General features: G+C 44.5%; 9 protein-coding genes. 5 read left to right on the forward strand and 4 right to left on the reverse strand.

The window, feature by feature from the left end:
• Window positions 1-82 precede the first annotated feature (82 nt).
• Complete coding sequence (locus PR799_RS04945; protein ID WP_272521392.1) at window positions 83-3,241, reverse strand: efflux RND transporter permease subunit; 3,159 nt, start codon at window positions 3,239-3,241, stop codon at window positions 83-85.
• Window positions 3,242-3,256: 15 nt separating this feature from the next.
• Complete coding sequence (locus PR799_RS04950; RefSeq protein ID WP_154627558.1) at window positions 3,257-4,447, reverse strand: efflux RND transporter periplasmic adaptor subunit; 1,191 nt, start codon at window positions 4,445-4,447, stop codon at window positions 3,257-3,259.
• 134 nt (window positions 4,448-4,581) lie between these two features.
• Between PR799_RS04950 and acrR the strand changes: the two genes are divergently transcribed.
• The 3 genes from acrR (at window position 4,582) to mscK (ending at window position 9,152) form a co-directional block, all read left to right on the forward strand.
• Complete coding sequence (gene acrR, locus PR799_RS04955) at window positions 4,582-5,232, forward strand: multidrug efflux transporter transcriptional repressor AcrR (RefSeq protein ID WP_132496735.1); 651 nt, start codon at window positions 4,582-4,584, stop codon at window positions 5,230-5,232.
• A gap of 12 nt (window positions 5,233-5,244) precedes the next feature.
• Complete coding sequence (locus PR799_RS04960) at window positions 5,245-5,598, forward strand: DsrE/DsrF/TusD sulfur relay family protein (protein WP_006659297.1); 354 nt, start codon at window positions 5,245-5,247, stop codon at window positions 5,596-5,598.
• Window positions 5,599-5,756: 158 nt separating this feature from the next.
• Entirely contained in the window at window positions 5,757-9,152 is a 3,396-nt protein-coding gene (mscK, locus tag PR799_RS04965; protein ID WP_336298631.1) for a mechanosensitive channel MscK, read from the forward strand.
• A 6-nt stretch (window positions 9,153-9,158) separates the two neighbouring features.
• On the opposite strand, the gene PR799_RS04970 is transcribed toward mscK, so the two are convergent.
• The gene (locus PR799_RS04970) at window positions 9,159-9,329 is read right to left on the reverse strand and encodes a DUF2496 domain-containing protein (RefSeq protein ID WP_154602431.1); all 171 of its coding nucleotides are present in this window, start codon (window positions 9,327-9,329) and stop codon (window positions 9,159-9,161) included.
• 10 nt (window positions 9,330-9,339) lie between these two features.
• Window positions 9,340-9,888 carry a primosomal replication protein PriC gene (gene priC, locus PR799_RS04975; protein ID WP_154627555.1) on the reverse strand — a complete coding sequence of 183 codons (549 nt, stop codon included), beginning with the start codon at window positions 9,886-9,888 and terminating at the stop codon, window positions 9,340-9,342.
• A gap of 143 nt (window positions 9,889-10,031) precedes the next feature.
• Between priC and apt the strand changes: the two genes are divergently transcribed.
• Both apt and dnaX read left to right on the forward strand, forming a co-directional pair.
• Entirely contained in the window at window positions 10,032-10,583 is a 552-nt protein-coding gene (gene apt / locus PR799_RS04980) for an adenine phosphoribosyltransferase (protein WP_036952557.1), read from the forward strand.
• A gap of 118 nt (window positions 10,584-10,701) precedes the next feature.
• On the forward strand, window positions 10,702-12,648 hold the full coding sequence (dnaX, locus tag PR799_RS04985) for a DNA polymerase III subunit gamma/tau (protein ID WP_272521394.1): 1,947 nt from the start codon (window positions 10,702-10,704) through the stop codon (window positions 12,646-12,648).
• Window positions 12,649-12,659 lie beyond the last annotated feature (11 nt).

The raw sequence follows: 12,659 nt of genomic DNA on the forward strand, positions 1-12,659 counted from the left end.
ATGACGTCAATCGTTGTCATATAAATGAAGAAACCCCCAATAGTTGGATAACTATTGGGGGTCTTTTTTAACTCATTAGTGATTAATGAGCTGCTGGTGGCTGGTTGTTATCAACGTGTTCTGGTGCCTTTGCAAAGCGGCGACGGATCACCACAAAGAATACCGGAACAAAGAAGATAGCCAATGATGTTGCTGCGAACATACCACCGAGTACACCTGTACCGACGGAGTTCTGTGCCGCAGAACCTGCACCATTACTGAATACCAGAGGGATAACACCCAGCATAAATGCCAATGATGTCATCAGGATTGGTCTTAGACGCATTTTAACGGCATCTAATGTTGCTTCAATCAATCCTTTACCTTCTTTCTCCATCAAGTCTTTGGCGAATTCAACAATCAAGATTGCGTTCTTCGCCGATAACCCAATGGTGGTTAACAGCCCTACCTTGAAGTAAACGTCGTTATCTAAGCCTCGGACGGAGGTGAAGAGTAACGCACCGATAACCCCAAGTGGCACCACTAACATAACTGAGAACGGTACAGACCAGCTTTCATACAGTGCAGCCAGACACAGGAATACAACAATCAGGGAAATCGCATACAGGGCAGGTGCCTGGTTACCAGACAAACGCTCTTGGTACGACATACCTGTCCACTCATAACCGATACCCGCAGGTAGGTTTTCTGTGGTCAGTTTTTCCATCATCAACATCGCAGCACCGGTACTTTGACCTTCTGTTGCTTGACCTTGAATGTTCATTGCTGGAACACCGTTATAACGCTCTAAACGTGGTGAACCGAATTTCCATGGGTCTTTGGATTCGTCCAAGAACGCTGAGAACGGTACCATTTTCCCTTGGTTATTACGAACATACAGGTTGCTGATATCTGACGGCAACATACGGCTTTCCGCGTCACCTTGTACGTAAACTTTCTTCACACGACCGCGGTCGATAAAGTCGTTAACGTATGAACCACCAAACACGGAGCTGAGGGTTGCGTTGATATCACTGATAGCAACACCTTGTGCCTGTGCTTTTTGTTGGTCAATATAGATTCGATACTGTGAGGTATCATCTTGACCATTTGGTCGTACACCTTGCAAAATTTCAGGGTGCTGTGCAGCAAGTCCGAGTAACTGATTACGTGCTGCCATCAGTTTTTCATGACCTAAGCCACCTTTATCGACCAGCTCAAAGTCAAAGCCGTTTGATGTCCCTAACTCAACAATTGCGGGTAAGTTAAAGGCATAAATGAAGGCGCCTTGTTTTTGGGATAGTGCTGCGTTTGCACGTGCAACAATCGCATCCACATGGTTTTCTTTCCCTTTACGTTCATCCCAGTTCTTAAGAACGACGAACGCCAGACCCATGTTTTGTCCTGCACCTGCAAAGCTGAAGCCACCAACGGTAAAGACAGACTCAACGTTTTTACCTTCATCTACTCTGAAGTAATTACTGACTTCATCCAAGATGACTTCGGTTTGTTCTTGAGTTGATCCTGGCGGTAACTGCACCATGGATAAGAACACCCCTTGGTCTTCTGCTGGCAAGAATGACGATGGCAGACGAACAAACATAAATGCCATGCCCACAACCAGTATCACGTAGATCACAAGGTAACGACCCGTGCCATTCAACATACGGCTTACGCTGTCTGTGTAATGGTGAGCTTGCTTTTCAAATACGCGGTTAAACCATCCAAAGAACCCTTTCGTGGAACCATGGCTGCCTTTTTCAATTGGCTTCAACATAGTTGCACACAGTGCAGGGGTCAGGATCATCGCCACTAATACCGATAGCAGCATCGATGAAACGATGGTGATAGAGAACTGACGGTAAATTGCCCCTGTAGACCCACCGAAGAAGGCCATTGGGATAAATACCGCAGACAGCACCATTGCAATACCGACCAGAGCACCTTGAATTTGGCCCATGGATTTTTTGGTCGCCTCTTTTGGTGGCAGACCTTCTTCTTGCATTACACGTTCAACGTTTTCAACAACAACGATGGCGTCATCCACGAGAAGACCGATGGCAAGTACCATCGCAAACATGGTTAAGGTGTTTATCGAGTAGCCAAAGGCCGACAAGATAGCAAAGGTACCTAACAGAACCACCGGTACGGCGATAGTTGGGATCAATGTTGCACGGATGTTCTGTAAGAACAGATACATAACCACAACAACCAGCATGATCGCTTCAACTAGCGTTTTAACTACCTCGTTAATCGAAATCTTAACGAATGGCGTTGTATCGTATGGGTAAACGACTTCTAACCCTTCAGGGAAGAACGGTTCCATCTCAGCTAAGGCTGCACGGACGTTATTCGCCGTATCCAGTGCGTTAGCGCCAGTTGCCAATTTAATACCGATACCTGCTGCTGGCATACCGTTAAAGCGCGCAACGGTACTGTAGTTTTCCGCACCGAGTTGAACGGTAGCGACATCTTTCAAACGAACTTGGGAACCGTCTTGGTTCACACGTAATAAAATGTTCGAAAACTCTTCTACGTTACTTAAACGGGTTTGAGCAATAATAGATACGTTCAAACGCTGACCGGCAACAGGAGGTGTTCCCCCTAACTGACCGGCGGCAACTTGGTTGTTTTGTACACGAATTGCATTAATGACATCCGAAGTTGCCATGTTGTACTTAACGAGTTGCTCTGGTTTTAACCAAATACGCATTGCATATTGGGTACCAAACAGCTGGGTTTCACCAACACCATTAACACGACTCAGTGGGTCCTTAATATTTGAACCTACGTAGTCGGCAATGTCGTATTGACCCATTGAACCGTCTTTAGAAATAAAGCCTGCAACCATTAAGAATGAGCTAGTGGACTTATCGACACTAATACCTTGTTGCTGTACTTCTTGAGGTAAAAGTGGCATTGCCAATTGCAGCTTATTCTGTACCTGTACTTGGGCGATATCGCCATCAGTACCTGCTTCAAAAGTCAGCGTGATGCTTGCTGAACCTGATGAATCACTGGTTGACGACATATACACCAAATTATCGATACCGTTCATGTTCTGTTCGATAACTTGGGTCACCGTATTTTGTACCGTTGATGCATCTGCACCAGGGTAGTTAGCTGAAATGGAAACAGCCGGCGGTGCAATCGTCGGATACTGAGCGACAGGTAACTTGATAATTGCCAGCAGACCTGCAAGCATGGTGATAATCGCGATTACCCATGCAAAAATTGGTCTATCTATAAAAAACTTAGGCATTAATCAATAGCTCCCTTATTTAGACGCGGTTTCAGGTTTTGCCTGAGTGTCTACAATGGATTGAGTTTCTAAGTTTGCTTGCTTCGGCACAACAACCATACCTGGCTTGATTTTCTGTAAGCCAATCACAATGACACGGTCGCCATCTTTCACGCCATCAGTGACTAACCAGTTGTTGCCAATCGCTTGTGCAGCTTTCACTTTACGCACTTCAACTTTGTTTTCAGCGCCAACAACCATCACTTGCGCATCACCTTGCGGAGTACGTGCAACACCTTGTTGTGGGACTAAAATCGCGTTTTCTTTCACACCATCTTCTAAAATAGCGCGAACAAACATACCTGGCATCAGCTCTTTGTTCGGGTTAGGGAATACGGCACGCATCGTGATGGAACCTGTGGTTTCATCAACAGTAACGTCAGAAAACTCTAATTGTCCTTTCTGTGCGTATTCTTGCCCGCCATTAATCACTAAGCTAACTGGCGCTTTGCCTGGCTCTTTTTGCAGTGCACCCTGTTCGATTTCATTTTTTAAGCGTAAGAAATCCTCACTCGACTGCGTCACATCCACGTAGATTGGATCTAATTGTTGAACGCGCATTAGTTCAGTTGTTTGACCCGCAGAAACTAATGCACCTTCCGTGACATTGGATTTACCCGTACGCCCACTAATTGGCGATGTCACTTTCGTGTAATTCAGATTAATACGTGCGGTTTCAACGGCTGCTTCCGCTGCTTTTACCGCAGCTAGAGACTGTGCATAGGTTGAATTCGCTTGGTCGTATTCTTGTTGACTAATGTAGTTGGTACCAAGCAGTGGCTTATAACGTTTAACAGTTAATGCGGCGAGATTAGCATTTGCTTGCGCTTTAGCTAATTCTGCTTTAGCACTATTGTACGTTGCTTGGAAAGGTGCCGGATCGATTTGATACAACGATACGCCAGCCTCAACATCGCTACCTTCTTTGTAGTTACGTTTTAGGATGATGCCACTTACTTGTGGGCGAACCTCTGCAATACGAAATGCAGATGTACGGCCAGGAAGTTCGGTCTTAATGGTCAGAGGTTCAGCTTTCAGCGTAACAATTCCTACATCAGGCGCCGGGCGTTCACCGCCACCTTTCTGTTCTTCGTTACAACCAGATAACGCTAAGCCGCCTGAAAGGACCAACAGAGCCAGAGGTAACACCCCTCTGTTTTTTCGCATAAGTTAACCTCAATTAATCGATATGAGTTCAAAACAAAATTAAGAAAAAAAGCAAATTATATGATTTATCACTATGCTATAGTACAAACATACACTAATGTATGTAAATCAGCTTTCGATAAAAACGGGCGTCAATGGCACGAAAAACTAAACAACAGGCTGAAGAAACCCGTCAGGAAATATTAGATGCAGCCATCAAAACATTTTCTGAACGAGGAGTAACAGCCACATCATTAGCCGATATAGCCAAAGCTGCGGGTGTTACCCGGGGTGCTATATATTGGCATTTTAAGAATAAGGTGGATCTGTTCCATCAAGCCTGTGAATTTAGCGATAATCAAATTACTCAAGCTGAGGATTATTATCGTTCGAAATATACCAATGATCCACTTTTAATACTAAGAGAATTGCTAATATATATTCTTACCGATTTTATTAGTACTCCTAAAAATCGCGCGTTAATGGAAATCTTTTTCTTAAAATGCGAATTAGTCGGAGAAATGGCATCTGTCGTTGATTTTAAGCGTGAAAACTATCTCGCAAGTGAACAGCGGATTATTAAAAATTTACGTGATTGTGTGGACGCGGGACAACTTCCAGCAGATTTAGATTTAGCGTGTAGCGCGGTTATGATCCGTGCACTGATGTCGGGATTACTCGAAAACTGGTTATTACAGCCAGAGCGTTTTATGATAGACGCACATACCACGACGTTAGTTGATACTTTATTAGAAACGCTTAAAAATAGCGTCTCACTGCGAGTCAAACCAACGCCAAACGAATAATCGGAGAAAACCATGTCATCCATTTTGATCATTGCGAATGGCGCGCCATACGGAAGTGAAATGTTGTTTAACTCTCTGCGCTTAGCCATCACGCTAAAAGAGCAACATCCGCAAACCGACCTAAAAATTTTCTTAATGTCTGATGCAGTTACTGCCGGGATCACAGCGCAAAAACCGAAAGAAGGGTATAACCTTCAGCAAATGCTAGAAATTTTAACCGCGCAAAATGTCCCTGTTAAATTATGCAAAACCTGCACTGATGCTCGAGGTATCAGTGAGCTGCCATTAATTGATGGTGTTGAAATTGGGACGCTGGTGGATTTAGCTGCATGGACATTAGCCGCTGAAAAAGTTCTCACCTTTTAATTTTATCGCCATAGATTAAAAAAGCTTTTTGAGAATTGGGCTGCGGTTTGTCAAAATTGCAGCTCAAATAGCAAGTTAGAACTCAGTATATTAGGTCTAAGTATATTAGAACTAAACAATTTAAGTGCTAGATAATAGTAGGATCACAGCGAGATATCATGGGCCCACTAATGCAATACAGAAAAGCGTGGTTATATTCAATTAGAATATTTTTGGCATTTGCCATCACCTTTTTCTCTTTTCAAATTTCCGCAGCAACAATGAGTAACCTTCCCAGCAAAAACGAGATAAAAACAGAGCTCAATTCGCTAAATAAAAAAAACAATGCAGGGCAAGAAGATAAACTCGCTATCGCCGATTTGGAAAAGTCATTAAATTATTATGATGAACTAGAAAAACTCGATCAGCGTTCAGATGAACTGCAAAAAAAATTAAGTCACTCCGGTGAAGAGTCAAAAAAAGCGGTTCAGGGTTTATTACAAATAAAAAATCAGAATGAAAATCCTGATATTAACTTTCAGCACCAAATTGAAAATAGCAGCCTGCAACAATTAGAGTCCATGTTGGCAACCCATTTGGATAATTTGCAAGCTGAGCAAAATGATCTCGCCACATACAACAGCCAACTGATCGGTTTGCAAACTCAACCGGAGCGCGCCCAAGCTATCATGTTGGACAATGCTCGAAGACTGCAAGAAATTCGCAACGAGCTTAACAGCACATTGACAGACTCCAGCAAGCTGCGCACCACACAAGTGAATATGCTGCAACTTGAGCAATACCTTCTACAGCAGCAAAACGAATTTCAAAAGCGTGTTCTCCAAGCTAATACGCAACTCCAAGATGTTTTGCAGAAACAGCGTGATTACACGGCGGCGTACATTGAGCAACTCGATGCCCGAATTCAGGTGATCCAAGACGCTATCAGCAAAGTGCGTCTCAGTGATTCTCAATCGACAGTACGTGAAGCACAAAATACCTCTACGGATGATGCGGTGCAGCAAAATCCGATTATTCAAAAAGAGGTGGAGATCAATAACAAGCTGAGCAACCGCTTGATTGAAGTGACTCAAGACGGCAACAAAATGGTGCAAAATGGCATCCGAGTAAAAACTTGGTTAGAACGCGCCACTCAATCAGAACGAAACTTAAAAGAGCAAATCAACGTATTACGCGGAAGCTTGCTGCTATCACGAATTCTTTTTCAGCAACAAATTGATTTACCCGCGGATATTCTCACCAAAAATTTGCCTGTCACCATCGCCGACCTACGTTTGGAGCAGTTTGATATAAACCAGCAGCGTGATGCGTTATACCAACCTACGGATTACATTAATAATCTAGAGCATGAGCAAGCGGTTAAAGTCGGAGAGCAAGAAAATGCCCGCTTGTTTACCCCAGAAGATAAAGCGGCGCTGGTAAAAATCCTGGATGTTCGCCGTGAATTATTGGATGAATTGAATTTACAATTAGGCGGGCAAATTTCCCAAGCCATTAATTTGCAACTGGATCAAAACCAATTATTGAGTGTAGTTAGCTCGCTTGAGCATACTTTGGCTCAGCAGATTTTCTGGGTAAACAGTAATAAACCAATGGATATTGAGTGGTTAAAAGCGTTCCCAGAAGCGGCCAAAAATCAACTAACTCACCTCGATTTTGATTTTTCATTATCGAGCCTGAAAAAAGGCTTGCTGAGCTCGCTGTGGGTGACGATTCCGTTGTTATTGGCGGCACTAATCTTTATCTGGTTGAACCGGAAAATCACTCAGCGTCTACATGATATTGATTTACGTTTATCCAGCCTGCGTAACGACAGCGTATTGAATACACCGTTGGCTCTGTTACTCACGTTGCTGCAAACCATCCCAATTTCATTAGTGGTTATCGCCATTGGTTACTGGTTCTTAAAAACCGGTAACCTGCAAGGGGAGTTTATTTGGTCTTATTTCTTGCAACTCGCGATTTTCTGGGCGCTATTTGAATTAACGTTCAGGGTATTAAAACCTCAAGGTATTGCAGAGAAACACTTTAATATTGAGCATGAAAATGCCCAGCGCATGCGCCGTCGCATGGTGCGTTTATCGGTACCGCTGATCCCGCTTATCTTCTTTTCCACCTATGGAATGATTAACCCGCTGAAGGTGTCTGAGGATGTGATTGGGCAGCTTGTGGTTTCTATCTGTTTATTATTATTGTGTATTTTTACCATTCCGTTCTGTAAGCAGGTTTGGAAGGAAACAGGTAGCCACTTAACGCGCTCGATTTTGATCACGTTACTGACATTCTCACCGCTAATTTTAATCGGTTTGATGATTGCGGGTTACTATTACACCACACTCCGTTTAGCCAACCGTTGGTTAGATAGCTTGTACCTGCTGGTGCTTTGGTACATTACGTATAATGTTTGCTTGCGAGGCTTAAGTTTAGGCGCGAGAAAACTGGCGTATAAGCGTGCGCTTGAGCGTCGAGCGCAGTCAAAACAGCAAGAAGAGACCGAAAACGAGCCTATCAAAGAGCCGCCAATGACCATTGAGTTGATTAGCCAGCAGTCTCTGCGCTTAACGACAATGGTGCTGTTTATTATCTTTGCATTTGCGTTTTACGCTATTTGGTCTGATTTTATTACGATTTTCTCCTTCCTCGATAGTGTCCAACTCTGGAGCTATACCGCAACATCAGCGGAAGGGGCGAATATCATGCAGCATGTGACTTTGGCCAACCTGATTTTAGCCGTAGTCATCGTGGTGGTGGCGTGGATCATGACGCGCAACTTACCTGGGTTATTGGAAGTGTTGGTGTTATCGCGCCTCAAACTGCGCCAAGGTTCCACCTATGCCATCACCACCATGTTGACCTATGTGATTGTCAGTATCGGGGCGATTGCTTCCCTTGGGATGATTGGGGTGACATGGAATCAGTTGCAATGGTTAGCCGCTGCCTTAACCGTTGGTCTTGGTTTTGGTTTACAGGAAATTTTTGCGAACTTCGTTTCGGGGATTATTTTACTGTTCGAAAGACCGATTCGCATTGGGGATACCGTCACCATCGGGACTTACTCGGGAACTATCAGTAAAATCCGTATTCGTGCGACAACCATTGTGGATTTCGATCGCAAAGAGGTGATCATCCCGAACAAGGCATTCGTGACGGAGCGTTTGATCAACTGGTCGCTCTCAGACACGGTTACTCGAATTACGGTCTCTTTAGGTGTTGCGTATGGCTCAGATCTGGAAAAAGTGAAACGCGTATTACTGCAAGCGGCAACCTCTAACAGCAAAGTGATGACGGACCCAGCGCCAGCGGCATACTTCTTAAGTTTTGGTGCTAGCACATTAGATCACGAATTACGTTTTTATGTACGCCAGATCGGTGAGCGTACCATCACCAGTGATGAAGTGAACCGTGAAATTGACCGGTTATGTCGTGAAAATGATATCAATATCGCTTTCAATCAATTGGAAGTGCATTTGCATAACAATCAGGGTGATGAAGTGCAGGAAGTGACAAAGATTATCAAAGACAAAGATAATGATAAAAATGGCGATGAAAAATAACCTGCGTTAATTGCCATTCTGACAGGCTGCTTCGGCGGCCTGTTTGTTGAGGTAATCCTGCTTAACTATCTCTAATGCTTTCAGGACGGTGTGGGTATCGACTTCAGCCGATTCTAACAAGTAAATTAAATCTACCGCGAGCTGGGTTTCGAGTGGTGCAGTGTCCAGTGTTTCCATTCACGATCCTCTAATCAAAAAATTGGTTTTCTTGGTGCTCGATGGCTTTTTCAATACGCATTAATGCTTGTCTACAACGGTATAAGCGCCCGGCTAATGCGGCGAGCTCTTTTTGGCACTGGTGCTGTAAATGTGAGTCAGTTAAGCCACTTAAATAGAGCTCTTTTTCGCTCACCATAGCCTGCAAACGGCGTTCATAATCTTGATGTTGTGATAAACGTTCATATAAATCAACCTGTTCCTTTTTCGTCCGAAAAGAATCTTCTTTTTCCCGTAATCCTTGAGTGGAGAGTTCGCGGGAAATAGCCTGCATTTGATGCACGATTTTTTCGGTTAAAAAGTTCACTTGCTGGGTATGGTTTAGCAAAACGCTATTACACAATTGCTGATACAAGGTATTGAGCTCTTTCTGGCAATCACCCAGTTTGGTGGATTTATGGCTAAATAGCTGCATATCAAATCGGGAGTGTGAAAACTCATGGTCTTTGATGGGGGCGACGCGCTCAGCTAACTCATCAATCTGCTTTTTCAATGCCTCTAACAGAGCCTGTGTTTTCATTTTTTATTCTCAATAAATGTGAAAAGTGGCGGAATATTGATATCCAACAATAAAACTTACAGCAAATAGACGGCTTCTTATTGCATTTTTATGGTAGTTTGCATAGATTCTACCCTTTCGTATTTACTATATTGGTTTTTATTATGACCGCTAAAGAGCAACAACTGCAATTAATTAAAGAAAGTATCGCGACTATCCCTAACTATCCAAAAGAGGGTGTACTGTTTCGTGATATTACCACACTGTTAAATGACCCGGCGGCTTATCAAGCGACAATCGATATGCTGGTTGAGCATTATCAAAACAAAGGTGTGACCAAAATTGTTGGTACTGAAGCCCGTGGTTTCCTGTTCGGCGCTCCTGTTGCATTACGCTTAGGCGTAGGTTTTGTGCCTGTACGTAAAAAAGGCAAATTACCGCGTGAAGTTTTAAGTATGACGTATGATCTGGAATACGGCACCGACACACTGGAAATCCACAAAGACAGCATTACCGCACAAGACAACGTACTGGTGGTGGATGACCTATTAGCAACCGGTGGTACTGTCGAAGCGACCGTGAAAATGATCAAACAGCTAGGCGCAAAAGTGGTGGATGCTGCTTTCGTTATTGGACTGCCAGATTTAGGCGGTGTTGAGCGTTTAGCAAAAGAAGGCGTTACTTCCTATAGTCTTGTTGAGTTCCCAGGTCACTAATCTGCTCCGCACTCTTCTTACTATTTTTACTGCGGTCTCGCCCAATGGGTTGAGGCTGTGGTAGCATGGTACTATTATTATATTTATCAATGTCCCATGTTGAATAACAGTGGAATCCATGAGCTATCAGGTACTTGCCCGTAAGTGGCGCCCCCAAAAATTTTCAGACGTTGTTGGTCAGCAGCATGTGTTGACAGCACTTGCTAATGGGCTTGAGCACCAACGGCTTCATCACGCTTATCTTTTCTCGGGTACCCGCGGCGTCGGGAAAACCACGATCGCCCGCTTGTTTGCCAAAGGGTTAAACTGCGAAACGGGGATCACGGCAACACCTTGCGGAAAATGCGCCAACTGTTTGGAAATTGAACAGGGGCGATTTGTTGACCTGATTGAGATTGACGCGGCATCACGCACTAAAGTTGAAGATACGCGAGAATTACTGGATAACGTCCAGTATGCACCAGCGCGTGGTCGCTTTAAAGTCTATCTTATTGACGAAGTTCACATGTTGTCGCGCCACAGTTTTAATGCGTTGCTTAAAACACTGGAAGAACCACCGGAACACGTCAAATTTTTACTGGCAACGACCGATCCACAAAAACTGCCTGTCACGATTTTATCCCGCTGCTTACAGTTCCATCTAAAAGCGTTGGATGTTCCACAAATCAGTGAACAGCTTGAGTTGATCCTAAACGCGGAAAATATTGAGCACGATACTCGCGCTCGTCAGTTGATTGCCCGCGCCGCAGACGGTAGTTTGCGTGATGCATTGAGCTTGACTGACCAAGCAATTGCCATGGGGCAAGGTAAGGTCACTGCGGATGTGGTGAGCCAAATGCTGGGTACCTTAGATGATGAGCAACCGCTCGCCATTATTGAAGCTTTAGTTCGTGCCGATGGTCTTGGTGTGATGGCCCAAGTCGAGCAAGCGGCTTCCCGTGGAGCTGATTGGGAAAACTTACTGGTTGAAATTCTCTCTCAGCTTCATCGCATTGCGATGATCCAACTACTGCCTGCGGAACAAGAAACCGATCCGTCATCGACGGAAGGGCGTCTAAGACAAGTGGCTCGATTAATTTCTCCAGCGGATCTTCAACTTTTCTACCAAACCTTGCTGATGGGGCGCAAAGAACTGACATTCGCGCCAGAAAGACGTATGGGCGTGGAAATGGCTCTACTAAGAGCGCTAGCCTTCCACCCAAAGAGCATTATTGAAGAAGTGGAATTGCCGCCGAAATTAGTTTCAAACGCGTCGGCTTCCACTTTTCAGCCAGAGCCAGCACCATCAACGGTAAGACGCCCAGCCCCGCAGCCTGCGAGCGCAGAGAACTTACCGGAAAATAGCCCAACATTGCAGCTATTAAAAGCCAGACAGGCACTACAAACGCCACAAAGTGAGGATCCGAGTCCAAAAAAGACTCATCCGGTGACGTCCGAAAGGGCTAAGCCGGCGGTTTCAGCACTTGAACGGCTGGCCGCGGTAACCAGCAAACATCAGCAAAATGTGATGGAAAAAGCGTCACAGAAGACCAAGCCTGCGAAGCCGAAGCCTTACCAGTGGAAGCCGCAAAATGGTGAAGTTCTTGATGCAAAAGACACAGTGACAACGCCAACGGAAATCAAAGAGGCGTTGGAATATGAAAAAACCCCTGAATTAGCAATAAAAATCACCGAAGAAGGGCGCGAGCGTGATAGTTGGTCGGGGGAAATCGCGCAATTAAATATTCCGAAGCTAGTTGAACAATTGGCTTTGAATTCATATAAAGAAGAATTGGACGAGTCGCAAATTGTATTGCACTTGCGCTCCGCTCAACGCCATCTTGATAAACCTAACGCCCTAAAAGCGTTGCAAGACGCGTTGAGTGAACATTATGGTCGCCCTGTTGAACTGAAAATCGTTCACGATGATAATACGGCGGTGAAAACGCCGCTGGAATGGCGTCAGGCGATTTATGAAGAGAAACTGGCGCAAGCCCGTCAGTCTATTATTGCGGATAAAACAATTCAAAAATTGCGCGCCATGTTTGATGCGCAATTGGATGAAGAGAGTATTCGCCCCGTTTAACGCTACAGTTG

The organism is Providencia sp. PROV202, from assembly GCF_028479565.1.
Classification (GTDB): domain Bacteria; phylum Pseudomonadota; class Gammaproteobacteria; order Enterobacterales; family Enterobacteriaceae; genus Providencia; species Providencia zhijiangensis.

What these genes read in the sequence shown, in the direction of transcription:
- PR799_RS04945 (WP_272521392.1), bottom strand. Translation starts at nt 3,241, where the DNA reads ATGCCTAAGTTTTTTATAGATAGACCAATTTTTGCATGGGTAATCGCG.
- PR799_RS04950 (WP_154627558.1), bottom strand. Translation starts at nt 4,447, where the DNA reads ATGCGAAAAAACAGAGGGGTGTTACCTCTGGCTCTGTTGGTCCTTTCA.
- acrR (WP_132496735.1), top strand. Translation starts at nt 4,582, where the DNA reads ATGGCACGAAAAACTAAACAACAGGCTGAAGAAACCCGTCAGGAAATA.
- PR799_RS04960 (WP_006659297.1), top strand. Translation starts at nt 5,245, where the DNA reads ATGTCATCCATTTTGATCATTGCGAATGGCGCGCCATACGGAAGTGAA.
- mscK (WP_336298631.1), top strand. Translation starts at nt 5,757, where the DNA reads ATGGGCCCACTAATGCAATACAGAAAAGCGTGGTTATATTCAATTAGA.
- PR799_RS04970 (WP_154602431.1), bottom strand. Translation starts at nt 9,329, where the DNA reads ATGGAAACACTGGACACTGCACCACTCGAAACCCAGCTCGCGGTAGAT.
- priC (WP_154627555.1), bottom strand. Translation starts at nt 9,888, where the DNA reads ATGAAAACACAGGCTCTGTTAGAGGCATTGAAAAAGCAGATTGATGAG.
- apt (WP_036952557.1), top strand. Translation starts at nt 10,032, where the DNA reads ATGACCGCTAAAGAGCAACAACTGCAATTAATTAAAGAAAGTATCGCG.
- dnaX (WP_272521394.1), top strand. Translation starts at nt 10,702, where the DNA reads ATGAGCTATCAGGTACTTGCCCGTAAGTGGCGCCCCCAAAAATTTTCA.